Genomic DNA, 24,901 nt, shown 5'->3' with positions numbered 1-24,901 from the left:
GCCACGGAATCTTCCGTAGACTCTCCGGGTGACCACCGTGCCCTCCGACCCGCTGATCGGGCAGACGCTCGACGGCCGTTACGCGATCAGATCGCGCATCGCGCGCGGCGGCATGGCGATGGTCTACCTCGCGACCGACCTGCGGCTCGAACGTCGCGTCGCCGTCAAGGTGATGCATGAGCACCTCGCAGAAGACGACAACTTCACGCGGCGCTTCGAGCAGGAGGCCCGCAGCGCCGCCCGGCTCTCGCACCCGAATCTGGTCAACGTGTTCGATCAGGGCCACGATCTGGGCCGCACGTACCTCGTCATGGAGTACCTGCCGAGCATTACGCTGCGCGAGCTGTTGAAGCAGCAGCGGCGCTTGACCGCCGAGCAGTCGCTCGAGATCGGCGATGCGGTGCTCTCGGGCCTCGCCGCAGCTCACGGGGCAGGCATCGTGCATCGCGATCTCAAACCGGAGAACGTCATGCTCGCAGACGATGGCCGGATCAAACTCGGCGACTTCGGCCTGGCACGGGCCGTCAGCGCCAACACGACCACGGGTCAGGCGCTGCTCGGCACCATCGCCTACCTCTCACCGGAGCTGGTCACCCGAGGCGTAGCCGACGCTCGCAGCGATCTCTACGCCTTCGGCATCATGCTGTACGAGATGCTCACCGGAGCGCAGCCCTTCGTCGGGGAACAGCCGATGCAGATCGCGTATCAGCACGCGCACTCCGACGTGCCCGCCCCATCGTTGCAGAGCACCGAGGCGAGCCCGGCACTCGACGATCTGGTGCTCTGGATGACGCGCCGCGAGCCCGACGAGCGTCCCCGCGATGCGGGCGAGGCCCTCGAATCGCTTCGTGCGATCTCGCGCGGCGACGCACCGGCGGGTTCGACCCGCGTGCTCCCTCGAATCTCAGACGAGGGCAGCCCCACCCCCTCGACATCCGTGCTCGATCCGTCGCAGCGCTGGGCCGTGAGCGCAGCGGACGCATCGGCCACGACGGTGGCGCCCGAGATTCCGACGGATCCCAACTCGTCGTCCGCGCCGCCGATCGAACGCGCCGCCGATGCGGCGCGGATGCGGCGACGCCGGGGACGCGTCGCCGCGCTCCTCGCGGCCGTATTGATTGCAGCCGCCGCAGGTCTGGGCTGGTGGTTCGGTCAGGGCCCGGGATCGCAGGTCACGGTGCCCGATGTCGCGGGGCAGGAGATCGCTGCGGCACAGGCGATGCTCGAGGAGCATGCGCTGGTGGTCACGCTGGTCGAATGCCCGAGTCTCGATCACCCGGCCGGTCAGGCTTCGGAATCGGAGCCCGCCTCTGGAACCCGCGTCGATCGCGGCACTGCGGTGGCGCTCTGCCAGTCGACCGGTCCCCAGCTCCTGTCGGTGCCGACGCTCGTCGGCTTGTCGCTCGACGACGCCAAGACCGTGATCTCAGACGAGCAGTTCACGGTCGGTGAGGTCCTCGAGCAGCGCTTTTCCGACGAGGAGCCCGGCACGGTACTCGCTGCGCTCGGTTCCGATGGCGACGCACTCGGCGAGACGTACCCCGAGCAGGGCACCATCGATCTCATCACATCCGCCGGTCCGGTGCCTGACGTGGCCGGCCTGAGCGCCGACGCGGCAACGGCACGACTCGCCGACAGCTCCCTCACCGTCGATCCCGCGGTCGGCGCCGAGACCTACAGCAGCGATGTCGAGCAGGGCGCCGTGATCGCACTGCTTCCGCAGACCGATCCCATGCGACCGGGTGACACTGTCGGCTTGGAGATATCGCTCGGCCCGGAGCTCTTCCCGGTACCCGACGTCTCGGGTCTCGATCTGCAGGAGGCGATGGATACCCTGAGCGCCGCCGGGTTCACCCCGACTACGCTCGTACCCGACGCGCTCCGCAGCTTCGCGAAAGCCACGGGCACGGATCCCGCCGCGGGCGAAGAAGTTGCCGCAGGCACTGAGATCCGCATCAGAAGCACGATCTCCCTCTAACGCGACCTGCCCGCTTCCCAGCGTTGACCGGGAAGCGGGCAGGTGCGTCGAGCCGCGTCGACTAGGAGATCTTCTTCAGCTCCTCGGCGACCTGGAACGCGAGTTCCAGTGACTGCATGTGGTTCAACCGGGGATCGCAGACGGACTCGTACCGGGTGGCGAGCGTCGCCTCGTCGATGTTCTCCGACCCGCCCAGGCACTCGGTGACATCGTCACCCGTCAGCTCGATGTGAATACCGCCGGGGTACGTGCCGACCTCTCGATGAGCCTCGAAGAAGCCGCGCAGCTCATCCATGACGTCGTCGAAACGTCGTGTCTTGTACCCGGTGGCCGTGGTCATGCCATTGCCGTGCATGGGATCGGTGACCCACAGCGGCGTCGCGCCGGCGTCTTGCACTCCGGCGAGGAGCCCGGGGAGCACGTCGCGGATCTTCCCGGCGCCCATCCGAGTGATGAAGGTGAGGCGACCCGGCTCGCGCTCGGGATCGAGCTTGTCGATGAGCCGAAGCGCGTCGTCGACCGTCGCGGTCGGACCGAGCTTTACGCCGATCGGGTTGCGCACGTGCGAAAGGAACTCGACGTGAGCACCGTCGAGGTCGCGGGTGCGCTCCCCGATCCAGAGCATGTGCCCCGATGTGTCGTACAGGTCACCCGTGCGCGAGTCGACGCGGGTCAGCGGGCGCTCGTAGTCGAGCAGGAGCGCCTCATGGCTCACGTAGAACTCGGTCTGCGTCAGCGCCGTGTTGTCCACGCCGCACGCCGCCATGAACCGCAGCGCGCGATCGATCTCGCCCGCAAGCGACTCGTACCGCTGATTCGCGGGGTTCGAGATGAATCCCTGGTTCCACGCGTGCACCTGTCGCAGGTCGGCGAAACCACCCTGTGTGAATGCGCGGATCAGATTCAGCGTCGATGCCGAGACGTGGTACCCCTGCACCAGGCGAGCGGGGTCTGCCATGCGCGACTCCGGGGTGAAGTCGTATCCGTTGACGAGGTCGCCCCGGTAGGCGGGCAGCGTCACGCCCTCACGGGTCTCATCGTTGCTCGAGCGCGGCTTCGCGAACTGACCGGCCATGCGCCCGACCTTGATCACGGGCATCGAGGCGCCGTACGTCAGCACGACCGCCATCTGCAGCAGCGTCTTGACACGGTCGCGAATCCGATCGGCGGTGGCGGCGGAGAACGTCTCAGCGCAGTCGCCGCCCTGCAGCAGAAAGGCCTCTCCGCGAGCAGCGGCAGCCAGGCGTTCGCGCAGCTGGTCGGCCTCGCCGGCGAACACGAGCGGAGGCTGCGATGAGAGCTCGCGGGCCGAATACGCAACCGCATCGGGATCGGGCCAGACGGGCTGCTGCTTGGCCTCGAGCGCCTGATAGGCGTCGAGCTCCGCGAACGCTCGTTCGGCAGCAGTCTCGTGAATCTGGCTCGTCATGTCGATCCCTTACGTGAAGTAGGTACAGAAGTATCGCGGCGACGGCCGCGACCGTCTCAGCCTACTGCCTCGCGGGGTTCGCGAACGAAGTGTGACGGGTGCCAGCAGCGAAACGCGCGCCGCTCCTGCTACCGGTTGCGCACGCTCGACGCGTAGACGTCTGCATACGTCTGCCCGCTGAGCTTCTGGATCTCGAGCATGATCTCATCGGTCACGCTGCGGAGCACGAAGCGGTCGGCGCTCATGCCAGCGAATCGGCTGAAGTCGAGCGGTTTTCCGACGACCGTTCCGATTCGGCGAATCTTCGGGATCTTCGCCCCGATCGGCATCGCCTTCTCAGTGTCGATCATGACGACGGGCACGACGACCGCTCCTGACTCGACGACCAGGCGGGCGACGCCCGTGCGACCGCGGTACAAGCGCGCGTCGGGGCTGCGCGTGCCTTCAGGGTAGATGCCGAGCACGTCTCCGCGATCCAGCACTCCCAGACCCGTATTCAGTGACGCCTCGGATGCCTTTCCGCCCGACCGGTCGATCGGCAGCTGGCCGACCGCAGTCATGAACGACTTCACGAGCCAGCCCTTCAGTCCCTTCCCCGTGAAGTAATCGCTCTTGGCGAGGAAGTAGACGCGGCGGTCGATCATCGTCGGCATGAAGAAGGAATCGATCACCGACAGGTGGTTTCCTACAATGATCACGGGCCCGGTCGCCGGAATGTTCTCGGCACCCTCCAGCCACGGGCGGAAGATCGTTTTCAAGATCGGCCCGATGATCAGGTGTTTAAAAATCCAGTAGAGCACTGCCCACGATTCCTCTCGACTGAGAACACCCTACCGGAGCCGGGGGTTCGGCGGCGGTATGCGTATAGGGTGGCAGAACAAGGTGCGACGCGAGACGCCGCGTCGCGTACGACGGATACATGAGTATCAAAGGAGCTGCCGTGAATCAGTCCGAGACCCCGATCCTCGTCCCGCCGGTCCCGGAGGACAACATAACGGATCTTCTGGAGCAGAGGGTGCAGTCGACCCCGGATCGCGCGCTCTTCGCCGTGCCCGTCGGTGACGGGTGGCGAGACATCAGCGCCAGCGACTTCCGCGCCGATGTCGTGGCACTCGCGAAAGGCTTCGTGGCGTCGGGGATCGAGCCGGGCGATCGTGTGGCCTTCATGTGCAAGACGAGTTACGAGTGGACCCTGGTGGATTTCGCGATCCACTACGCCGGAGCCGTCATGGTGCCGGTCTACGAGACCTCGTCGCCACTCCAGGTGCACTGGGTGCTCGAGGATTCGGGAGCCCGCGCGATGCTCACCGAGACGGAGGATCACGCCGCCCGGTTCGAGGAGATCAAGGACGATCTCCCGGCGGTCTCGCTCACGTGGCGGCTCGACCAGGGCGCGCTCGCGCAGCTGCGCGAGGCCGGCGCAGCCATCGACGACGCGGAGATCGATCGTCGACGCGGTCTCGCGCAGGGGTCGGACATCGCCACGCTGATCTATACCTCGGGTTCGACGGGCCGACCGAAGGGGTGCGTGCTGACCCACGCGAATTTCGTCGACCTCTCTCGCAACGCGGCTGCCGCCCTCTCCGACGTCGTGCAGCAGCCCGGAGCCGCGACGCTGCTGTTCGTGACCCTCGCGCACGTCTTCGCCCGGTTCATTTCGGTGATGTCGGTGCACGCCGGAGTGCGCGTCGGCCACCAGGCCGATACCAGCCAGCTGCTCCCTGCGCTCAGCACGTTTCAGCCCACGTTCCTGCTCGCCGTGCCTCGCGTGTTCGAGAAGGTGTACAACTCCGCAGAACAGAAGACCGAGGCCGAGGGCAAGGGCAAGATCTTCCGCGCGGCTGCCAAGGTCGCCGTCGCGCACTCCGAAGCGCTCGATGCGGGCAAGGTGCCCTTCGTGCTCGGCCTGAAGTTTCGGCTCTTCGACAAGCTCGTGTACGACAAGCTTCGCGAGAAGCTGGGCGGGAAGGTGCGCTTCGCGGTCTCGGGCTCCGCTCCCCTGAGCCACTACCTGGGCCACTTCTACCGGAGTCTCGGTGTGAAGATTCTCGAGGGCTACGGGCTCACCGAGACGACCGCCCCGGCCACGGTCAACCTGCCGAACAAGTTCAAGATCGGCACCGTCGGGCCCCCGCTTCCCGGCCACACCGTGCGCATCGCCGAGGACGGCGAGATCGAGATCGCAGGAATCGATGTCTTCAAGGAGTACTGGAACAACCCGGAAGCCACTCAAGAGGCATTCACCTCTGACGGTTTCTTCCGCACCGGAGACATCGGTGCGCTCGACTCCGACGGCTACCTCTCGATCACCGGTCGCAAGAAGGAGATCATCGTCACCGCCGGGGGAAAGAACGTCGCGCCCGCGGCGCTCGAAGACCCGATCCGCTCGCACACGATCATCGGACAGGTCGTCGTGGTCGGCGATCAGCGACCGTTCATCTCCGCGCTCATCACCCTCGATCCCGAGATGCTCGCCCCGTGGCTGAACAACCACGGTGAAGATGCGACGATGACGCTCGAAGAGGCGGCGGTCCACCCGAAGGTGCTCGCCGAGGTGCAGAGCGCCATCGACCAGGGCAATGCGTTCGTTTCGCGTGCGGAGTCGATTCGCAAGTTCGTCATTCTGCCGACGGAGTTCATCGAGGCGAACGGGCATCTGACGCCAAAGATGAGTATTCGGCGCGACAATATCCTGCGCGATTTCGCGGGAGAGATCGCCGGCATCTATGGAGAGCACCCGCAGACGGAGAACGTGTCCGTCGTGCGGTGACGGCCGCGCCTCGAGTCGGCTAGAACCAGCTCGAAGTGCGAATCTGTCGCATCGCCTCGCCGCGGGAGTCGCGGTCGAGGCGAGACAGATACAGCTTTCCGTCGAGATGATCGCACTCGTGTTGGAGTGCCTGGGCCATCAACCCTGCGCCCGTGATCTCGACGGGGTGCCCGTCGAGATCGATGCCGCGGACGGTCGCTCGCGGGTACCGCATCACGTCGAACCAGAGATCGGGAACAGACAAGCATCCCTCGCCCGTCAACTCGGGTTCGCCCTCGAGTGCGACGATCTCGGGGTTGATCACGTAGCTGAGCTTTCCGTCGATATTCAGGCTGAAGACCCGCGCGGTGTGCCCGATCTGGGTCGAGGCGAGCCCGGCGCGGCCGTCCATATCGACGGTATCCAGAAGGTCCTGCACGAGCGCGCGAACGCCCTCGTCGATCTCTTCAACCGGATCGCACACGGTGCGCAGTACGGGATCTCCAAAGACCCTGATGTCACGAATCGCCATGACACCCGAGCCTAGCGCCTCGGCGCGGAATCGTTCCGCACCGAGGCGCTCCACACTTACTCGGCGGGGGTGATCGCCGCGATGAGGTCCCCGGATTCGAGGCCGCGCGTTCCGGTGAACACGACCCGCTCGATCCGGCCCGAGACGGGCGCCGTGATCGCCGCTTCCATTTTCATCGCCTCAATCGAAGCGATCGGCTGCCCGGCCTCCACGACATCGCCCGCCGCGACCTTCACCGTCACGGTGCCCGAGAACGGCGCTGCCACGTGCCCGGGAACGGTCCGGTCCGCCTTCTCCGCGAGCACCGCCTCGACTTTCACCGAGGCGTCCTTCACGAACACCTGACGCAGCTGCCCGTTCACGCGCACCATCACAGTTCGCAGACCCTTGTCATCAGCCTCACCGATCGCCTCGAGCCCGACGTACAACCGCACACCCCTCGAGAGATCGATCGCGCGCTCCTCCCCGGACTGCAGACCGTACAGATAATCGGCCGTATCGAGCACCGACACGTCACCGAACTGCTCCCTGGCGTCTTCGAAGACACGCGTCGGTTGCGGAAACAGCAGCCGGTTCAACGTCGCACGCCGCTCGGCGCTCGATCCGTCGAGCATCGCCTGATCCGCGTCCGATACCGGCTCGACCTCGATGTTCACGGCACGCCCGGCGAGCACCTTCGTGCGGAACGGTTCTGGCCAGCCTCCCGGAATCTCACCCAGCTCGCCCGCGAGGAACCCGACCACCGAGTCCGGGATGTCGTACTTCTCGGGGTGTGCTTCGAAATCGGCGGGATCGGCATCGACGGCCGACAGGTGCAGCGCCAGGTCGCCGACGACCTTCGACGAGGGCGTCACCTTCGGAATGCGCCCCAGGATACGATCGGCGGCCGCGTACAGATCCTCGATCTTCTCGAAGTTGTCGGCGAGCCCCAGCGCGATCGCCTGCTGGCGCAGATTGGAAAGCTGGCCGCCGGGAATCTCATGGGTGTACACGCGCCCCGTCGGGCTGGGAAGCCCCGATTCGAACGGACGGTACACCGTGCGCACCGCGTCCCAATAGGGTTCGAGTGCGAACACGGCGTCCTGAGACAGTCCCGTGTCGCGGTCGGTATCCGCGAGCGCCGCCACGAGCGACGACAGCGACGGCTGACTCGTGGTCCCCGACATCGGTGCCGACGCGACGTCCACGGCGTCGACGCCGGCCGCGGAAGCCGCCAGCAGCGTCGCGAGCTGCCCGCCAGGCGTGTCGTGCGTGTGCAGATGCACGGGCAGATCAAACCGATCCCGGAGCGCGGTCACCAGCTTCGCCGCCGCCGCCGGGCGCAGCAGCCCCGCCATGTCCTTGATCGCGAGAACATGCGCGCCGCTGTCGACGATCTGCTCGGCGAGGCGCAGATAGTAGTCGAGGGTGTACTTGTCCTCCGCGGGGCTCAGCAGATTTCCCGTGAACGACATCGCGACTTCCGCGATCGCCGTCCCCGTCTCACGCACCGCGTCGATCGCGACACGCATCTGGTTCACGTCGTTGAGCGCGTCGAAGATGCGGAACACGTCCACGCCGGTCGACGCCGCCTCGCGCACGAACGACTGCGCGACCTGCTTCGGGTACGGGGTGTAGCCCACCGTGTTCTGCCCGCGCAGCAGCATCTGGATCGGCACGTTCGGCAGCGCCTCCCGCAGCTTGGCGAGCCGCTCCCACGGGTCTTCGCCCAAGAACCGCAAGGCGACGTCGTACGTCGCACCGCCCCAGGCCTCGACCGACCACAGCTCAGGCGTCATCCGCGCCACGTACGGCGCCGCGCGAACGAGATCCTTGGTGCGCACCCGCGTCGCGAGCAGCGACTGGTGCGCGTCGCGGAACGTGGTCTCCGTCACCGCGAGCGCGGTCTGCTCGCGCAGCTGCCGCGCGTACGCGTCGGGTCCGATCTCGAGCAGGAGCTGCCGCTTGCCCGCGGGGGCGGGGCGAGACAGATCGAGCCGGGGAAGCTTGACCTCGGGATCGATGAGACCGGGACGGGGTCCGTTCGGCTGATTCACCGTGACGTTCGCCACGTGCTGCAGCAGGCGCGTCGCGCGATCCTTCGACGCGTTCATCTTGAGCAGCTCCGGGCGCTCCCCGATGAACTGGGTCGACACGTCGCCCGCCTGGAAATCGGTGTCGGCGAGCACGGCCTGCAAGAACGGAATGTTGGTGGCAACCCCTCGGATGCGGAACTCGGCGAGGGCGCGCTGCGCGCGACGCACCGCATCATCGAACGACCGCCCGCGGCAGGTCAGCTTCGCCAGCATCGAGTCGAAGTGCGGGCTGATCTGGGCGCCGACCTCGATCGTGCCGCCGTCCAGGCGCACCCCGCCGCCACCCGGCGAGCGGTACGCCGTGATCCGCCCCAGGTCTGGTCGGAACCCGTTCACCGGGTCCTCCGTGGTGATGCGGCATTGCAGCGCGGCCCCCCGCAACTGGATGCGGTCCTGCGTCAGCTCCAGCTCCTCAAGCGTCGCCCCGGCCGCGATCCGCATCTGCGCGCGCACCAGATCGACGTCCGTGACCTCTTCGGTCACGGTGTGCTCGACCTGGATGCGGGGGTTCATCTCGATGAACACGTGCTCCCCCGCACGCTCCCCCGCGGTGTCGAGCAAGAACTCGACGGTCCCGGCGTTCTCGTACCCGATCGATTTCGCGAACGCGATCGCGTCGCGGGTGAGCTCGTTCCGCTTCTCTTCGGTCAGGTTCGGGGCCGGAGCGATCTCCACGACCTTCTGATGCCGGCGCTGCACCGAGCAGTCGCGCTCGAACAGATGCACGGTCGCACCCGCAGCGTCGGCGAGCACCTGCACCTCGATGTGCCGCGGGCGCAGCACGGCCTGCTCGATGAACATGGTCGCGTCGCCGAACGCGGATTCCGCCTCCCGCATGGCGGCCTCCAACGCGTCGCGGAGATCCTCGACCCGCTCTACCCGCCGCATCCCACGACCGCCGCCACCGGCCACAGCCTTCGCAAAGACCGGGAAACCGATCTCTTCCGCACCCGTCACCAGTGACTCGATGTCGGTCGATGGCGGCGTCGAGCGCAGCACCGGCACGCCGGCCGCGATCGCGTGCTCCTTGGCGGCGACCTTATTGCCGGCCATCTCGAGCGCGGTCTTCCCGGGTCCGATGAAACGGATCCCGGCGGCATCGGCCGCAGCAGCAAGATCAGGGTTCTCCGACAAGAAGCCGTACCCGGGGTAAATCGCGTCAGCGCCCGATTCCACGGCGACTCGGACGATCTCCGCGACGTCCAGATACGCGCGCACCGGGTGACCCACGGTGCCGATCAGATACGCCTCATCCGCCTTGAGCCGATGCAGCGAATTCCGGTCCTCGTAGGGGAACACTGCAACCGTCTGCGCACCCAACTCATGAGCCGCGCGAAACGCCCGAATCGCGATCTCACCACGATTCGCCACCAAGATCTTCTGGAACACTCCGCCTCCTTGCTACTGTTCTCGCCGCCGAATGCTCACGCCGTCGAACTGGTTCGATATCAAGATACATGGTCGCTGGATCGACAAGCGTCAAACGTGGTCATCGGTGGATCACTGCCCCGACCCGGGGGCAGGATTCCGTTCGCCCACGACGAAGTCAGCCGATGCACCGGACGAATCCACTAAACTTGCTGCGTGCATGTATTGAGTGTGAGTTCCCTCAAGGGCGGCGTCGGCAAGACGACCGTGACGCTCGGCCTCGCCTCGGCCGCGTTCTCGCGCGGTCTGCGAACCCTGGTCGTGGACTTCGATCCGCAGTCCGACGTGTCGACGGGCCTGGCCGTGAACCCCGAGGGCTTCGCCAATGTGGCGAATGTACTCGAGAGCCCGAAAGAGAAGACCGTTCGGAGCGCCATCGCGCACAGCGGCTGGAACGACTATCACGAGGGCGGAAAGATCGACCTGCTGGTCGGCAGTCCGTCTGCGATCAACTTTGACGGCCCGCACCCGTCGACGCGCGACATCTGGAAGCTGGAGGAGGCGCTGGCGATCGTCGAGTCGGAGTACGACCTCGTGCTCGTGGATTGCGCACCCTCACTGAATGCGCTCACCCGCACTGCGTGGGCCGCGAGCGATCGCGTGCTCGTCGTCGCCGAGCCCAGTCTGTTCGCAGTCGCAGCCACCGACCGCGCGCTTCGCGCGATCGAGGAGATTCGACGCGGCGTGAGCCCCCGCCTGCAGCCCCTGGGAATCCTCATCAACCGCACGCAGCCGCAGTCGCTGGAGCATCAGTTCCGCATCCGTGAGCTCCGCGAGATGTTCGGCCCGCTCGTGCTCAACCCGCAGCTCCCCGAGCGCCTCTCGCTGCAGCAGGCGCAAGGAGCCGCGAAGCCCGTGCACATGTGGCCGGGAGAGGCGTCGCAGGAGATGGCAGCCAATTTCGATCTCGTGCTCGACCGAATCCTCCGCTCAGCCGGCTTGGACGCGGCTCGCGCAGGAGCGTCGAGCGCACCCACGGCCACCGTCGTAGAGGACTAGTTCGCGGCCTGCCCGCGTCTCCATCGTTCGAGCTCAGCGACGCCGGTCGCGACGCGCCTCTCGCGAGACGAGCGCTGTCAGGATATCTTGCGGGACTCTCGACGCGCGGCAAGTTCATCGACCGCCGATTCCGCGGATGCCTCTTCCCGGTGCTCGTCCATGTCGACGAGCGACGTCTCGACCTCGCGCAGCACCTTGCCCACGGCGATGCCGAACACGCCCTGGCCGCGGCTGACGAGGTCGATGACCTCGTCGCTTGACGTGCACAGATAGACACTCGCACCGTCGCTCATGAGCGTGGTCTGCGAGAGATCGTGAACACCCGCTTCGTGCAGCTGGGCGACGGCCGTGCGGATCTGCTGCAGCGAGATGCCCGTATCGAGAAGGCGCTTGACGAGCTTCAGCACGAGGATGTCGCGGAACCCGTAGAGCCGCTGTGAGCCGGATCCTTTCGCGCTGCGCACCGTCGGTTCGACGAGGCCCGTGCGGGCCCAGTAATCGAGCTGGCGATAGGTGATGCCAGCGGCGCGAGCGGCCGTTGCTCCCTTGAAGCCGCCGTCCTGATTCGGACGAGGCAAGCCATCGTCGAAGAGCACGTCAGCGTCGACGGAAAGGGACGTGAACGCCTCAGGATCAGCCACGAGTCCCGCGTCCGAGAGTGCTTGTGCCGATGGAATCGCCGCGTCGCCATCCGGCCGCTGAGTGTGCTCCATCGTGTTCCTTTCACATCGGCGCGCACCTGGATGGCCGCCGAACTTCACCAACGTTATCGAGCCCCTCGCCCCCGTGCAACGACCGGTGAGAGTTAATTATCGCGTGTCGAGTTCAGGTGGAACTTTAAGGTTGAAATCACGCCGTTTCGAGCGTGCTCAGACGCTCCCGATTCGACGTCGCAACACGCCGGCGCGCACGGTGTCGAGCTGATCCGCGATCTCCAGCGCCCCTTCCGCGGCGGCGGGAGACGCCGCTTTCACTCCGCGAGTCGATACGGCATGCGCGATCAGCTCGGCCTCGCGCTCCGCAGCGACGCGCAGCGGGCGGAGGTGGCGCGGGGTGATGCCCTGCTCGGCGAGCTTCAAAAGCGCATTCACCTGCGCGACGGCGTCGTGCGGAAATACTTCAGCAGCGGGGAGCAGGCCCGCCGCAATAGCCTCTCCAATGAATCGCGGGCTTGCTCCGGTGAGCCGTCGCAGCTCGTCGCTGCTGAGTACTCGCTTCGGGGCGAGGATGCTCGAGGCGCTGCGCGGCGCCGCGCCAGGAATGATCGGGTCACGCCCGGCATCGAGTTCTTCGAGCACTTCGGCGATGACCTTCAACGGCAGGTAGTGGTCGCGCTGGAGGGTCAGGATCAAGCGGAGGCGCTCGATGTGCGACTGCGAGAACTTGCGGTATCCCGATTTCGTGCGCTCGGGCGTGACCAAACCCTGCTCTTCGAGGAACCGCAGCTTCGAGGGGGTGAGGTCGGCGAAGTCGTCTTGCAGACGCGCCAGTACCTGACCGATGCTGAGGAGACCTGAGGGGTTCTGACGGGCCTGGGCGGCCGCCACGCTAGTTCTCCTCGGCGAGATCGAATCGTGAGGCGAAGAACGTGAACCGGAACTTACCGACCTGCACCTCGGCACCGTCGTCGAGCACCACGGAGCCGTCGATCCGAGCACCATCGCAGAACGTGCCGTTGAGCGAGCCCAGATCCGCGACCGCGAACGACGTGCCGCTGCGACGGAATTCGGCGTGCCGACGGGACACCGTGACGTCGTCCAGGAAGATGTCGACCGCGGGGTGGCGCCCCGCTACCGTGACATCCTGATCGAGCAGGAAGCGCGCGCCCTGGTCCGGCCCGCGACGCACAACGAGCAACGCCGCGCCGGAGGGCAGTGCTTCGACCGCCTCGCGCTCGTCGATCGTCAAATCGGTCGCCCGCGTGCGGATGAGTGCGCCCAGATCGTCTCGGAACTGCTGGGTCGAGCGCACCGCGATGCTCTCAGCGCGACGGGCATGACTCTCGTTGCTCATGACCTCACCCACTTCTTCACTCGGAGCCTTCGCAAGCCGTTCGACTCGGTACATCTACGCTATCGCAGGCGGGGCTCCCGGCGCATCTCGGCGCCCACTTTTGTGGCCCGACGCGGCGTGGCGTCCAGGAACTTCCCCGCTATTCGTGCGATTCCAGAAATGCGTACACCTCGTGCGCGTCGACGCCAGGAAATGTGCCGGTCGGCAGCGCCGCGAGCAGGCTCGTCGGAGTCGCCGCTTCCGGCCAGGCCGCGGCCTCCCACTTCCGGGTCAATTCGCCAGAGGCCTGTCTGCAGCACTGGTCATCCGGGCAGAAGGACTGCGAGCGGTGCGCAGTCTCGCGCCCCCGAAACCACTTCACATCGGAGAAGCGCACTCCAACGCTGACCGAGTACTGCCCCTCCTTGGCCTTCTCGACGCGAGAGGTGCACCAATACGTTCCCCCAGCCGCCATGTCCGTGTACTGATACCACGGGTTGAAGCGATCCGGCTGCCCGAACACGGTGCGCGCAGTCCAATTGCGGCAGACGGTGGCGCCCTCGAAATTCCCGAGCGCATCCGATGGGAACCGCACACCGTCGTTCTCATAGGCCTTGATCAGCGTGCCCGATTCGTGCGCCTTCATGAAGTGCACCTCGAGCGCGAGACGCTCGCTGGCGATGTTCGTGAAGCGGTGGGCCGCCATTTCGTAGGACACCCCGAATGCGTCGCGCAGATCCTCCATCGAAATCTGCCGCTGCTGCTTCGCCTCAGTGAGCAGGGGCACCGCGGCGGCCTCTGGCAGCAGCACTGCACCGGCGAGATAATTGGCCTCGACGCGCTGGCGCAAGAACTCCCCGTAACTACTGGGTTCTTCATGCCCGCAGACCACACTCGCGAGCGCACGCAGAATCGGGGCGCGGGCATCACGCGATGGCACGGCTCCGCTCAGATACACCCTGCCGTTTCTGCGGTCGATCACCGACCGCGTCGAGTGCGGCATGTCGGAGACATAGTGCAGGCTGAACCCGAGCCGCTCTGCGATATCAGCGATCGTCTGCTGAGAAACCGGCCCACCCGAGTACCCGACGCTGTCGAGCAGTCTGCTCGCCGCAGTTTCGAGATCGGGGAAGTAATTCCCAGCGCTGCGCATCTGCGCACGCAACTCGGTGTTCGCGCGCCGCGCTTCCTCCGGCGTGGCAGCACGCTCGCGATGCAACCGCTCGACCTCCTGATGCAAGCCGAGGATCGCCTGCAGCGTCTCGTCGCTCGCCGACTTGGAGACACGGATCGGCTGCAGCCCGAGCGATTGGAATACCGGACCCCGCTGCGCCCGCTCCACCGCGATCTCGAGCGCCGCTCGCTCGGAAGGCGCCTCCGCCGCGAGCAGCGCATCGACGGTCACCTCGAGCGCTGACGCGAGCGCGCGCAGCATGGGCAATCGGGGCTCTCGCTTGCCGTTCTCGATCGCCGAGAGTTGCGAGGGCGCGCGGTCGACCTCGCGAGCCAGCTGCTCCAGGGTGAGTCCGCGAGACGTGCGGAGGGCACGAATGCGGCGCCCGAGCGTCAGTGCATCGCCGCCGTCGGCACTGGAACTGTCGGCGACCACGGTCTGGTCCGATTCGAGGAGGGTCATGTTGCTCATCCTCCCAGACAAGAATTCTTCCGGCAAGTGAAAAAACACCATTTCTTCACACCATCAAATGGCCTCTACGCGGCTCACCGGCCCCTCAAGATGGAACTACACCGCAATTCATACCTTCGGGCCGAACACAGGAGTCATCGTGACCAACGACGCATCGCAGACCCCCACCTCCGCCGAGCAGCTTGCCTGGGACTGGGAGAATGACCCGCGCTGGGACGGAATCACCCGCGATTACACCGCCGCCGACGTCGTCAAGCTTCGGGGAACCGTCCAAGAGGAGCACACGCTTGCGCGCCGCGGCGCCGAGAAGCTGTGGAGCCAGCTCACCAGCGAGACCCCGACCGGCGGCTACACGAACGCACTCGGCGCACTCACGGGCAATCAGGCTGTGCAGCAGGTGAAGGCCGGCCTGCGTGCGATCTATCTCTCGGGCTGGCAGGTGGCCGCTGACGCCAACATCTCGGGCCACACCTACCCCGATCAGTCGCTCTACCCCGCGAACTCGGTGCCGCAGGTCGTGCGCCGCATCAACAACGCACTCCTCCGCGCCGACCAGATCGAGCACTCCGAAGGCATCAGCACCGTCGAGGACTGGCTGGTTCCGATCGTCGCCGATGCCGAGGCCGGCTTCGGCGGACCCCTCAACGCGTACGAGCTCATGAAGTCGATGATCGCGTCCGGTGCCGCAGGCGTGCACTGGGAGGATCAGCTCGCGAGCGAGAAGAAGTGCGGTCACCTCGGCGGCAAGGTGCTGATCCCCACGCAGCAGCACGTGCGCACGCTGAACTCCGCGCGCCTCGCGGCCGACGTCGCCGGTGTGCCCAGCGTCATCATCGCCCGCACCGACGCCGAGGCCGCGACGCTCATCACTTCAGACGTCGACGAGCGCGATCGCCCGTTCGTCACCGGAGAGCGTACGGCGGAGGGCTTCTACAAGGTCACGAACGGCCTCGCACCGTGCATCGCGAGGGCGAAGGCCTACGCACCGTACTCCGATCTCATCTGGATGGAGACCGGCACCCCCGACCTGGAGCTGGCGCGCCAGTTCGCCGAGAGCGTCAAGGCCGAATTCCCGGATCAGATGCTCGCCTACAACTGCTCGCCCTCGTTCAACTGGAAGAAGCACCTGGACGACGAGACGATCGCGAAGTTCCAGCGCGAGCTCGGAGCCATGGGCTTCTCATTCCAATTCATCACCCTCGCGGGATTCCACGCGCTGAACTCGTCGATGTTCGACCTGGCGCACGGCTACGCCCGCGATGGGATGTCGGCGTACGTCGAACTGCAGGAGCGCGAGTTCGCAGACGAGGCGCGCGGCTACACGGCGACGAAGCACCAGCGCGAGGTCGGCACCGGATACTTCGACGCGATCTCCACCGCACTCAACCCGGATGCCTCGACCCTCGCCCTCGTCGGCTCCACCGAAGAGGGCCAGTTCCACTGAGCGACGGTCCCCACCGAATTCACCCGACACCACTCATATCGAGGAGCAGATCATGACGACGACCCAGGCGGGGCTGCAGCTGCAGAACGCCACCACCGAACGCACCAGCACATCCGAGAGCACGCCGACATCGCCGTCGCGATTCGAGGTGCTTGGACGCCCATTCGCCCGCAGCGAAGAAATCCTCACTCCTGAGGCTCTCGAGTTCTTAACTCGCCTGCACGACCGGTTCGCCAGCACCCGGCATGAGCGCCTCGCCGACCGACAGCGACGCCGCTACGAGATCGGCAACGGACGAGATCCGAAGTTCCGCGAGGAGACCCGGGCGATCAGAGAGGATCCGGCCTGGCGTGTCGCCGGCGCGGGCCCGGGTCTCGAGGATCGTCGCGTGGAGATCACCGGCCCCACCGACCCGAAGATGACGATCAACGCGATGAACTCGGGTGCGCGCGTCTGGCTCGCGGATCAAGAGGACGCGACGAGTCCGACATGGCGCAACGTCATCGGTGGCCAGATCTCGCTCTTCGACGCGATTCGCGAGCAGCTCGCCTTCACCAGCGAGGCCGGCAAGGAGTACCGGATTACCGCAGAGCGCACCCCGACGATCGTCATGAGGCCGCGCGGGTGGCATCTCGTCGAGAAGCACCTCCGCTTCACTGACGCGCATGGTCGTGCTGGCGCGGCGTCGGGCAGCCTCGTCGACTTCGGACTGTACGCGTTCCACAACGCGCGCGAGCTCGTGTCGCGAGGACGCGGCCCGTACTTCTACATCGCCAAGCTCGAGTCGAGCGAAGAGGCGAAGCTGTGGGACGACGTCTTCACCTTCACCGAGGAGGCGCTCGGACTCCCCCACGGCACCATTCGCGCGACCGTGCTCATCGAGACGCTTCCAGCGGCTTTCGAGATGGAAGAGATCCTGTATGTGATGCGGGACCACATCGCCGGACTGAACGCCGGTCGATGGGACTACATCTTCTCGATCATCAAGAACTACCGCGGTCGCGGGGCGCGCTTCGTGCTCCCGGACCGCAGCGAAGTAACCATGACCGTACCGTTCATGCGCGCCTACACCGAGTTGCTCGTGCAGACCTGCCACAAGCGGGGCGCCCACGCGATCGGAGGCATGAGTGCATTCATTCCCAACCGTCGGGACCCGCAGGTGACCGCGCGCGCGGAGGAGAAGGTCCGTGCGGACAAGCACCGTGAGGCGGGCGACGGGTTCGACGGCACGTGGGTGGCGCACCCCGACCTCATTCCAGTCGCACAAGCCGAGTTCGATGCGGTGCTCGGCGAGCGCCCGAATCAGGTGGATCGGCAGCGCGACGACGTGCACGTGACGGCGGCGCAGCTGCTCGACGTGCGAATCGGTCGGGATATCACCGAGGCCGGCGTGCGCGAGAACGTCTCGATCGGTATCCGCTACATCGAGGCTTGGCTGCGCGGGCAGGGCGCCGTCGCCATCGACAACCTCATGGAGGATGCCGCCACCGCCGAGATCAGCCGCTCCCAGATCTGGCAGTGGATCCACCAGGATCAGTCGACCGCTGAGGGGACGCGGATCACTCGGGAATGGGTCGCCGAGCTCGTCGCTGAGGCCGTCGCCGGTTTCGAACGCGCGGACGGCGATCGCTACGACGACGCTGCGGAGCTCTTCACCGACGTGGCGCTCGGCGACGACTTCCCGACGTTCCTGACCGTTCCGGCCTACAGCCGATACCTGGTCGACGCGTAGCGAGGCAGTTCCACCACGACGCGCACGAGGAGTCGTCGACAGCGAGCCGGGTCCCGTCGGGCCCGGCTCGCTGCACGTCAGCCGGATTTCGAAGGCCCCGATCCAGCGTCGTTCTCCCGTTCAGGGCGACGCGCGAAAGACTCCTCGCTGCGCTCGATGGCCGGCGCCAACTCGTCGACCACGAGCGTGGTCGTGTCGAGTTGCCCCGTGCGATACGCAGCGCGACCCACCATGTGCGCGGCCACGGGAGCGGTGAGGGATTGAAACACGAAGACCGGCACCAGGGCGAGCAGCGTCGCGACGGACCGTTCCTCGAGCGCGATCGCCGTGATCGTCAGCAGAAGCCCGAAGATCTGGGGCTTCGTTGCCGCGTGCAGACGGCTGAGCGCGTCGGGGAACCTGATGATACCGACTCCCGCCGCGACCGAGAGCACGGCGGCGAGGAAGATGCAGACGGCCGCGATCAGATCGAGTACGGCATCAAACATGTCCCGTCTCCTTCGGCTGCTGGTGGGGAGGCTGCTCCGCGCGCCGCTTCACGAAACGGGCGACGACGATCGTCGCGAGCGTCGCAGTGGCGGCGATCACCGTCATCAGCGGGATGGTGTCGGTGTGACCGCGGGCCACCATGTCGGCGCCGACGGCGAGCATCAGCGTCGTGAGGAGCACATCGGAGGCGATCATGCGATCCAGAATCGTCGGCCCGCGCACGATGCGCACGATGGCGGCGAGGGCGGTCACGGTGAGACCGATGCCAGCCGCGATGAGCAGGAGCTGCGTGATATCGCTCATGTCAGGGCCTGCACTTCCTGCTTGGACCCGGCTGCCATCACCAACAGGCGCTCGATGGTGTACACGCTGCGTCGCATCTGCGTCAGCTCGCGCTGCGTCGGCGTATTCAGCACGTGCAGGTACAGCGTCGAGTTGAATCGATCGATCTCGGTCACGAGAGATCCTGGGATCAAGGAGTTCGTGAGCGCGACCATCGTCATGATGAAGTCGGACCGCGTGGTGAGCTTCACCGCGATGATCGACGTCGTCGGCACCGGTCCGGGGCGCACGGCCAGCCACGCGACTCCCCATGAGGCGCGCGCCAGGTGCCAGACGAAGTACCCCAGATACCGCAGTGCGTGCCAGACATTGAATCGACCGGCGAGCTCCACGGGCGGGAGGTAGAAGAGTCGCATGACGAACACGGCGATGACCAGACCGCTGAGCACCGAAAGCAGTGACACCTCGTGCCAGAGCATCATCCAGAGAACGACGAGGCCGATCACGAGGGGCAGTTCGTGCAGCCGCACGCCGAATTCGCGTCGACGGGCCTCGCGGGGTGATTCCCCGGCGAGCTCCGTGGGTGCATCACTCATGCGATTCCCCCTCTTCGAGCGTGGTCTGGCCGCTCCCACCGCCGGGTCCGCCCGAGCCGGCTCCAGAGCCGTCGCCGAGCACCTGTTCCACGACGATACCCGGCTCGGCGAGGGTTTCTCCCGCCCGGGTCGCGTACGCGTAGAGCGGACCCGCGAAGATGGTCAGTGTGACGCTGATGGCGACCATGCCGGTGGTCGCCACGAACATCAGCTTCGGGATCTCCTTCTGCTCGGCCTGCGGCTGCGCATCTGGCGCGTCCTGCAAGCGCTCGAAGAGCGCCTGCTCGCGCTCGCGCAGCATGACGGCTTCCGTGGTGGTGGGCTTCGCAGATTTCGGATCGCTTCCCTGCTGCGCCGGTGCTCGCCAGAACGCGAGCACCCACGCGCGCGCCAACGCATAGAGGGTGAGGAGGGAGACGAGCGCCCCGATGCCGATGAGCCAGTACGCTTCTGGGCTCGCGACATCGGCGGCGACCGTGAAGAGCCCGAGCTTCCCGATGAAACCTGAGAACGGGGGGATGCCGCCGAGGTTCAGCATCGGGATGAAGAAGAGGATGGCGATGAACGGCGCAGTGCGCATCAAGCCGCCGAGACCGGAGATCGAGGTGGTCCCGCCTTGTCGTTCGACCAGACCGACGGCGAGGAAGAGGGTCGTCTGCACGATGATGTGATGCGCGATGTAGTAGATCGTCGCGGCGAAGCCGGCTGCATTGGCCATGCCGATTCCGAAGATCATGTACCCGATGTGGCTGATGAGCGTGAACGACAGCAGCCGTTTGATGTCGAGTTGCGAGACGGCGCCGAGAATGCCGACCAGGAGCGTCAGTCCCGCGATGATGAGGAGCAATCGGTCGACGCTCGAATCCGGGAACAGTTTCGTCTGCGTCCGAATGATGGCGTACACGCCCACCTTCGTCAGCAATCCGGCGAACACCGCCGTGACCGGAGCCGGGGCCGTCGGGTACGAGTCCGGCAGCCAGAAGGCGAGCGGGAAGACGGCGGCCTTGATGCCGAACGCGATGAGCAGCGCCAGATTGAGCAGGAGTTGCACCTCGCTCGGCAGCTCCGCGATCCGCACCGTGAGCTGCGCCATGTTCACCGTGCCCGTGGCGCCGTAGATCAACCCGATCGCTGCGAGAAAGAGCACGGACGACACGAGCGACACGATGACGTACGTCACGCCGGCGCGAATGCGCTGCGCAGTCCCTCCGAGCGTGATGAGCACGTAGCTCGCCACGAGCAGGATCTCGAAGCCGACGTAGAGGTTGAAGAGGTCGCCCGCGATGAACGCGTTGAACACGCCGGCACCGAGCACGAGGTACGTCGGGTAGTAGATCGACACCGGCGTGTCTTCGTCTCCGTCGGCGAGGCCCTGACCGAGCGAGAAGAGGAAGACGCCGAGGAGCACGATCGATGACACCGTGAGCATGAGCGCCGACACCCGGTCCACGACCAGTGCGATGCCGAACGGAGCCGCCCAGCCGCCGACCTCCATGACGAGCGTGCCGTGCGCATCCACCAGGAACATCAACGCGCCGCTGAGCAGCACGACGGCGCTCAGGGCGAACAGCGTGATTCCCTGCTGCAGGCGGCGGTGCCCGGGCACGGCAAGTGCGAAGGCGGCCCCCGCGAGCGGGATGAGCACGGCGAGCGGAACGAGCTGAATCATGTCTTCGGCTCCCCCGCGGTCTCGGACGCATCGGAGGCTGGCTTGCCGCTCGGTGCGATGTCTGCGCCGGATTCGGCGTAGTCCTCGTCGTCGTACTCCTGCGTCTCCGCGAGGTCTTCGTCGGTGACCTCGGTCGCTGCCAGTGCGCGCGTCGTGGCGAGCTCCAGATCGGAATCGTCGTCCTGCACGCGGTCGTCATGGTCGTGCGCGAGGCGCCACGACCGGTAGATGAGCGCGAGCAGGAAGGCGCTGACGCCGAATGTGATGACGATCGCCGTGAGAATGAACGCCTGCGGGAGCGGATCGCTCATCTCCTCGGACGTCGCCTCTCCGTAGATCGGCGCAGCTCCGAAGCTTCCCGACATCAAGAAGATGAGCAGGTTCGTCGCATTGCCCACGAGGAGGAAGCCGAGCAGCAGGCGCGTCAACGACCGATCGAGCATGAGGTAGACACCGCAGGCGTACATCACCACCATCACGGCGACCAGAACGAGTGGCATCGTCATCGCGAGCTCACCTCCTCTTCCTCGAACGAGGCGATATCCGCCTCTTCGTGCTCATCGATTTCGGCGCCGAGACTCCGGAGCACGTCGAGAATCAATCCGAAGACGACCAGGTACACGCCGATGTCGAAGAGCGTCGAGGTCACCAGCGGAATGGAGCCGAAGATGCCGAGATCGATATCGACCCACGCCGAAGCCAGTGCCGATTGCCCGAAGAGCATGGGGATGAACGCCATCGACACCGCGATGGCGAGCCCAGCGCCGAGAATGCGGCCGGCATCGAGCGGAACCGTAGCCCCCAATTCGTGGCGGCCGCCTGCGAGGTACCGCGCGACGAGCGCGAGCCCGGCGACGAGCCCGCCCGCGAATCCGCCTCCCGGCGAGTTGTGCCCGGTCAGGAGCAAGTAGATCGACAGAACGATCAGCGCGTGGAAGATGAGACGCACCACGACTTCGAGCAGGATCGAGCGGCGCGCCGGATCGAGGTGCCGTCCCGCCAGAAGCCAGGTCATGCGGCGCGCGGGATCGTTAGGGTCTGCGACGCGGAGCAGGTGTTCCTGCGCGGCCCTCCTCGCATCCCGCCGGCTTAGCTTCGGGCGGTTGTCGACACGGGTGCTGAGGAAGACGAGCGACGCCACACCGGTCGCGGCAGCCAGAATCACGGAGAGCTCGCCCATCGTGTCCCAACCGCGGATGTCGACGAGCATCACATTGACGACGTTGCTCCCGTGGCCGCCGGCGTACGCGAGCTCGGGCAGCTGCAGGGAGATCGGCTCCGCGATGCGGGATCCGAGTGCGATGACCGCCAGCATGCCGAAGACGAGCCCGACGCCGATGCCGATGCCCGCACGGAGCCACCTCTTGGGGCGGCTCGCGCGATGACCGATCCGCTGGGGCAGGCGCCGGATGACGAGCACGAATGCGATGAGCGTGACGGTCTCGACGAGCGCCTGGGTCAACGCGAGATCTGGGGCCCCGTGCATTGCGAAGATCGCGGCCATGCCGTATCCAGTCAGGCCGACGAGCACCACCGATTGGAATCGCGTGCGTGCGCGCAGGGAGAACAGGGCGGCGATGATCATCACCAGTGCGATCGGGATCTGCACCGGAGAACTGATCAGCACGAATTCGCCGGGCCATTCGGCGGTCGCGAGTGCGGTGCCGCCCAGCGTTCCGACGAGCACGATCAGAATCACCGCGAGATAGAACGGAAGCGAGCCGCGCTGCGTGATGGACGTGAGCTTCACGGCGATCGAATCGACGAAGTGCGTCACGATCCAGTAGGCGTGCGATGCCGAAAACCGCTCGACGGGAGGCTGCATGCGCCGGGTCGTACGACTGAGCACCCAGGCCAGCAACGACCCGCCGATGAGCACCCCCGCCGAGGCGAACAGGGCCGGCGTCACACCGTGCCACAGTGCGAGGTGCTCGATCGTCACTCCTGCGGCTTCCGCGTTGACCAGTGGAAGCAGCACCGCGTCGGCTGCAGGCGCGACCAGCCCGATCAGGAGTGTCGCACCAGCGAACACGCCGGGAGCGATCAGGATCGAACGCTCGGGCGCGTGAGCGACTCGACAGGTCTCGACGTGCGGCTTCGATGCGAAAGCGCCCCAGACGAACCGACCCATGTATGCCACTGTGAGCACGCTACCGACGACCGCGACCACGAATGCCGCCATCGCCAGCGGCCGCTCCTGGCCGACCTCGAGCAGCTCCGTGAACGCAGACTCTTTCGCGATGAAACCGAAGAACGGCGGGAACCCCGCCATGGACGCCGACGCCAGCACCGTGATCGCGAAGAGCACCGGCATCTTCTTCCCGAGCCCGCTGAGCTTTCGCAGATCGCGGGTGCCGGTCGAATGGTCGATGACGCCGACGGAGAGGAAGAGTGGCGCTTTCGCGAGTGCGTGTGCGAAGAGCAGCGCGAAGCCGGCGAAGGTCGCCCGCGGGTCGCCCACCCCGAACACCATGACCAGCAGCCCCAACTGGCTGACGGTACCGTGAGCCACGATGAGCTTGAGATCGAACTGGCGAAGCGCACGAATGCCGCCGTTGATCATGGTGATGGCGCCGAGAACGACCAGCGTCTCGCGATAGCCTGGCACGTCGCCGAACGCCGGGGTGACGCGGGCGATCAGGTAGATGCCTGCTTTGACCATGGCCGCCGCGTGCAGGTACGCGCTGACCGGCGTCGGCGCCGCCATGGCGCCCGGCAGCCAGAAGTGGAACGGGAAGATCGCCGATTTCGAGAGTGCTCCGGCGAGGATCAAGAACACCGCCGTGATGCCGACGCCACCCTGGGGAGGCGTGGCGACGATATCCGAGAGCAGCGAGCTGCCGACCTGATTCGCGAGAAGCACCAGACCCACGAGCATGGCGAGTCCGCCGAGCGTCGTGACCATGAGCGCTTGGAGAGCGGCGGCCGTGGACGTGCGCAGACGGGTGAGGTGTCCGATGAGCAGGAACGAGAAGATCGTCGTCCCTTCCCAGAAGATGAAGAGCAGATACACGTCGTCCGCGAGCACGAGGCCGAGCATCGACGTCGCGAACCCCATGAACACCGCGGCAAAGCGCTCGAGCCCCGGCTCGTGCGCGTCGAAATAGCGACTGCAGTAGAGCAGGACCAGCGCGCCGGCCCCCGAGACGAGCAATGCGAAGAGCACGGAGACCGTGTCGAGCCGGAACGTCAGCGTGAGGTCGAGCTGCGGCACCCAGGCGAAGGACTCCACGACCGGCGCACCGCTGTACACCTGGATCGCGAGCACGGCGAAGAGGCCGGTGACGGCTGCGAGGAGGGCCGCCCCTACGAAGAAGACGTTGCGACCGAGTACTCGAGCGAGCGGGTGAGTCGCGATGGATACGACAGCGAGGATGAGCAGGACACTCATCATCGCTCCCATAGGCGGCCCACTTCCGGTTCCGTCGGCGTTCAGTTCTGGAACCAGTCTACTGGAAGTGAAACACCCATTCCCCTGAGAACGAACACTTGAAGCCCCGATCACGACCGGGAAACCTGTTCATCGTCGACGACGAGAGCCCTGAAATGGCGAAAGGGTCGTACAGTGTGTGCCGTCTCTGGCTTACACTGTACGACCCTTTCTGTAAAAGGTGTCCGGCGGTGTCCTACTCTCCCACAAGGTCCCCCTTGCAGTACCATCGGCGCAATCAGTCTTAGCTTCCGGGTTCGGAATGTGACCGGGCGTTTCCCTGACGCTATGGCCGCCGTAACTCTATTCACATATGACCACACCCCACCCCCAAGGGTGGACGTGTGTGGCCGTACGTCTAGAACCACAAAGTGGACGCGAAACAATCGTTACTGAAGATACTCATGCCCTCCCCATTCAAGGGGAAGAAGA

General features: G+C 66.0%; 19 protein-coding genes and 1 rRNA gene. 5 read left to right on the top strand and 15 right to left on the bottom strand.

Going from position 1 to position 24,901, the window contains the following annotated elements; genetic code table 11:
- Positions 1 to 28 precede the first annotated feature (28 nt).
- Positions 29 to 1,978, top strand: coding sequence for a Stk1 family PASTA domain-containing Ser/Thr kinase (gene pknB, locus AB0O71_RS05920; protein ID WP_363743164.1), 1,950 nt, complete (start codon positions 29 to 31; stop codon positions 1,976 to 1,978).
- A 61-nt stretch (positions 1,979 to 2,039) separates the two neighbouring features.
- Here pknB and AB0O71_RS05915 read toward each other — a convergent pair whose 3' ends face one another.
- Entirely contained in the window at positions 2,040 to 3,407 is a 1,368-nt protein-coding gene (locus AB0O71_RS05915; RefSeq protein ID WP_363743162.1) for a class II 3-deoxy-7-phosphoheptulonate synthase, read from the bottom strand.
- Positions 3,408 to 3,535: 128 nt separating this feature from the next.
- Positions 3,536 to 4,207 carry a lysophospholipid acyltransferase family protein gene (locus tag AB0O71_RS05910; RefSeq protein ID WP_363743159.1) on the bottom strand — a complete coding sequence of 224 codons (672 nt, stop codon included), beginning with the start codon at positions 4,205 to 4,207 and terminating at the stop codon, positions 3,536 to 3,538.
- Between the two features lie 119 nt (positions 4,208 to 4,326).
- Between AB0O71_RS05910 and AB0O71_RS05905 the strand changes: the two genes are divergently transcribed.
- A complete protein-coding gene (locus AB0O71_RS05905) occupies positions 4,327 to 6,177 on the top strand; it encodes a long-chain fatty acid--CoA ligase (RefSeq protein ID WP_363743157.1) in 1,851 nt (616 codons plus the stop codon).
- A 19-nt stretch (positions 6,178 to 6,196) separates the two neighbouring features.
- Here the strand turns inward: AB0O71_RS05905 and def are convergent, their stop codons facing one another.
- Together def and AB0O71_RS05895 are read right to left on the bottom strand one after the other, a co-directional pair.
- Positions 6,197 to 6,688 carry a peptide deformylase gene (gene def / locus AB0O71_RS05900; RefSeq protein WP_363743155.1) on the bottom strand — a complete coding sequence of 164 codons (492 nt, stop codon included), beginning with the start codon at positions 6,686 to 6,688 and terminating at the stop codon, positions 6,197 to 6,199.
- 56 nt (positions 6,689 to 6,744) lie between these two features.
- A complete protein-coding gene (locus AB0O71_RS05895; protein ID WP_363743153.1) occupies positions 6,745 to 10,152 on the bottom strand; it encodes a pyruvate carboxylase in 3,408 nt (1,135 codons plus the stop codon).
- A 195-nt stretch (positions 10,153 to 10,347) separates the two neighbouring features.
- On the opposite strand from AB0O71_RS05895, the gene AB0O71_RS05890 reads away from it, so the two are divergent.
- On the top strand, positions 10,348 to 11,190 hold the full coding sequence (locus AB0O71_RS05890; RefSeq protein WP_363743151.1) for a ParA family protein: 843 nt from the start codon (positions 10,348 to 10,350) through the stop codon (positions 11,188 to 11,190).
- A gap of 77 nt (positions 11,191 to 11,267) precedes the next feature.
- Here the strand turns inward: AB0O71_RS05890 and AB0O71_RS05885 are convergent, their stop codons facing one another.
- The 4 genes from AB0O71_RS05885 to AB0O71_RS05870 all read right to left on the bottom strand — a co-directional run bounded on the left by AB0O71_RS05885 (position 11,268) and on the right by AB0O71_RS05870 (position 14,827).
- Positions 11,268 to 11,903: a MerR family transcriptional regulator gene (locus AB0O71_RS05885; RefSeq protein ID WP_363743149.1), complete on the bottom strand. Its 636-nt coding sequence runs from the start codon at positions 11,901 to 11,903 to the stop codon at positions 11,268 to 11,270.
- Positions 11,904 to 12,059: 156 nt separating this feature from the next.
- The gene (locus tag AB0O71_RS05880; RefSeq protein WP_363743147.1) at positions 12,060 to 12,737 is read right to left on the bottom strand and encodes a MerR family transcriptional regulator; all 678 of its coding nucleotides are present in this window, start codon (positions 12,735 to 12,737) and stop codon (positions 12,060 to 12,062) included.
- Position 12,738: 1 nt separating this feature from the next.
- Positions 12,739 to 13,203 carry an FHA domain-containing protein gene (locus tag AB0O71_RS05875; RefSeq protein WP_363743145.1) on the bottom strand — a complete coding sequence of 155 codons (465 nt, stop codon included), beginning with the start codon at positions 13,201 to 13,203 and terminating at the stop codon, positions 12,739 to 12,741.
- Positions 13,204 to 13,342: 139 nt separating this feature from the next.
- Positions 13,343 to 14,827, bottom strand: coding sequence for a helix-turn-helix domain-containing protein (locus AB0O71_RS05870; protein ID WP_363743143.1), 1,485 nt, complete (start codon positions 14,825 to 14,827; stop codon positions 13,343 to 13,345).
- A gap of 139 nt (positions 14,828 to 14,966) precedes the next feature.
- Here AB0O71_RS05870 and aceA point away from each other — a divergent pair, with 139 nt between their 5' ends.
- Together aceA and aceB are read left to right on the top strand one after the other, a co-directional pair.
- The gene (gene aceA, locus AB0O71_RS05865) at positions 14,967 to 16,271 is read left to right on the top strand and encodes an isocitrate lyase (protein WP_363743141.1); all 1,305 of its coding nucleotides are present in this window, start codon (positions 14,967 to 14,969) and stop codon (positions 16,269 to 16,271) included.
- A 52-nt stretch (positions 16,272 to 16,323) separates the two neighbouring features.
- A complete protein-coding gene (gene aceB / locus AB0O71_RS05860) occupies positions 16,324 to 18,003 on the top strand; it encodes a malate synthase A (RefSeq protein WP_363743139.1) in 1,680 nt (559 codons plus the stop codon).
- A 77-nt stretch (positions 18,004 to 18,080) separates the two neighbouring features.
- On the opposite strand, the gene mnhG is transcribed toward aceB, so the two are convergent.
- The 7 genes from mnhG to rrf all read right to left on the bottom strand — a co-directional run bounded on the left by mnhG (position 18,081) and on the right by rrf (position 24,769).
- Complete coding sequence (mnhG, locus tag AB0O71_RS05855; protein WP_200328633.1) at positions 18,081 to 18,491, bottom strand: monovalent cation/H(+) antiporter subunit G; 411 nt, start codon at positions 18,489 to 18,491, stop codon at positions 18,081 to 18,083.
- Positions 18,484 to 18,795, bottom strand: a complete 312-nt coding sequence (locus tag AB0O71_RS05850; protein ID WP_211648533.1) for a monovalent cation/H+ antiporter complex subunit F — start codon at positions 18,793 to 18,795, stop codon at positions 18,484 to 18,486. The genes mnhG and AB0O71_RS05850 overlap by 8 nt, the downstream gene beginning before the upstream one ends.
- Positions 18,792 to 19,370: a Na+/H+ antiporter subunit E gene (locus AB0O71_RS05845; protein ID WP_363743136.1), complete on the bottom strand. Its 579-nt coding sequence runs from the start codon at positions 19,368 to 19,370 to the stop codon at positions 18,792 to 18,794. Before AB0O71_RS05845 ends, AB0O71_RS05850 begins: the two co-directional genes overlap by 4 nt.
- Positions 19,363 to 21,039, bottom strand: a complete 1,677-nt coding sequence (locus AB0O71_RS05840; RefSeq protein ID WP_090149475.1) for a Na+/H+ antiporter subunit D — start codon at positions 21,037 to 21,039, stop codon at positions 19,363 to 19,365. Before AB0O71_RS05840 ends, AB0O71_RS05845 begins: the two co-directional genes overlap by 8 nt.
- Positions 21,036 to 21,545: a Na(+)/H(+) antiporter subunit C gene (locus AB0O71_RS05835; RefSeq protein ID WP_363743133.1), complete on the bottom strand. Its 510-nt coding sequence runs from the start codon at positions 21,543 to 21,545 to the stop codon at positions 21,036 to 21,038. The genes AB0O71_RS05840 and AB0O71_RS05835 overlap by 4 nt, the downstream gene beginning before the upstream one ends.
- Positions 21,542 to 24,433: a Na+/H+ antiporter subunit A gene (locus AB0O71_RS05830; protein ID WP_363743131.1), complete on the bottom strand. Its 2,892-nt coding sequence runs from the start codon at positions 24,431 to 24,433 to the stop codon at positions 21,542 to 21,544. The genes AB0O71_RS05835 and AB0O71_RS05830 overlap by 4 nt, the downstream gene beginning before the upstream one ends.
- 219 nt (positions 24,434 to 24,652) lie before the next feature.
- A 5S ribosomal RNA gene (gene rrf, locus AB0O71_RS05825) occupies positions 24,653 to 24,769 on the bottom strand.
- Positions 24,770 to 24,901: the final 132 nt, after the last annotated feature.

The organism is Leucobacter sp. NPDC077196 (assembly GCF_040687075.1).
Taxonomy (GTDB): domain Bacteria; phylum Actinomycetota; class Actinomycetes; order Actinomycetales; family Microbacteriaceae; genus Leucobacter.
Note: the sequence above shows the minus strand (reverse complement) of the source record. Positions and strands in the feature narration are given on the sequence as shown.

What these genes read in the sequence shown, in the direction of transcription:
- mnhG (WP_200328633.1), bottom strand. Translation starts at nt 18,491, where the DNA reads ATGTTTGATGCCGTACTCGATCTGATCGCGGCCGTCTGCATCTTCCTC.
- AB0O71_RS05885 (WP_363743149.1), bottom strand. Translation starts at nt 11,903, where the DNA reads ATGGAGCACACTCAGCGGCCGGATGGCGACGCGGCGATTCCATCGGCA.
- AB0O71_RS05915 (WP_363743162.1), bottom strand. Translation starts at nt 3,407, where the DNA reads ATGACGAGCCAGATTCACGAGACTGCTGCCGAACGAGCGTTCGCGGAG.
- AB0O71_RS05875 (WP_363743145.1), bottom strand. Translation starts at nt 13,203, where the DNA reads ATGAGCAACGAGAGTCATGCCCGTCGCGCTGAGAGCATCGCGGTGCGC.
- AB0O71_RS05830 (WP_363743131.1), bottom strand. Translation starts at nt 24,433, where the DNA reads ATGATGAGTGTCCTGCTCATCCTCGCTGTCGTATCCATCGCGACTCAC.
- AB0O71_RS05845 (WP_363743136.1), bottom strand. Translation starts at nt 19,370, where the DNA reads ATGAGTGATGCACCCACGGAGCTCGCCGGGGAATCACCCCGCGAGGCC.
- AB0O71_RS05850 (WP_211648533.1), bottom strand. Translation starts at nt 18,795, where the DNA reads ATGAGCGATATCACGCAGCTCCTGCTCATCGCGGCTGGCATCGGTCTC.
- AB0O71_RS05870 (WP_363743143.1), bottom strand. Translation starts at nt 14,827, where the DNA reads ATGAGCAACATGACCCTCCTCGAATCGGACCAGACCGTGGTCGCCGAC.
- def (WP_363743155.1), bottom strand. Translation starts at nt 6,688, where the DNA reads ATGGCGATTCGTGACATCAGGGTCTTTGGAGATCCCGTACTGCGCACC.
- AB0O71_RS05835 (WP_363743133.1), bottom strand. Translation starts at nt 21,545, where the DNA reads ATGACGATGCCACTCGTTCTGGTCGCCGTGATGGTGGTGATGTACGCC.
- aceB (WP_363743139.1), top strand. Translation starts at nt 16,324, where the DNA reads ATGACGACGACCCAGGCGGGGCTGCAGCTGCAGAACGCCACCACCGAA.
- AB0O71_RS05840 (WP_090149475.1), bottom strand. Translation starts at nt 21,039, where the DNA reads ATGATTCAGCTCGTTCCGCTCGCCGTGCTCATCCCGCTCGCGGGGGCC.
- AB0O71_RS05905 (WP_363743157.1), top strand. Translation starts at nt 4,327, where the DNA reads ATGAGTATCAAAGGAGCTGCCGTGAATCAGTCCGAGACCCCGATCCTC.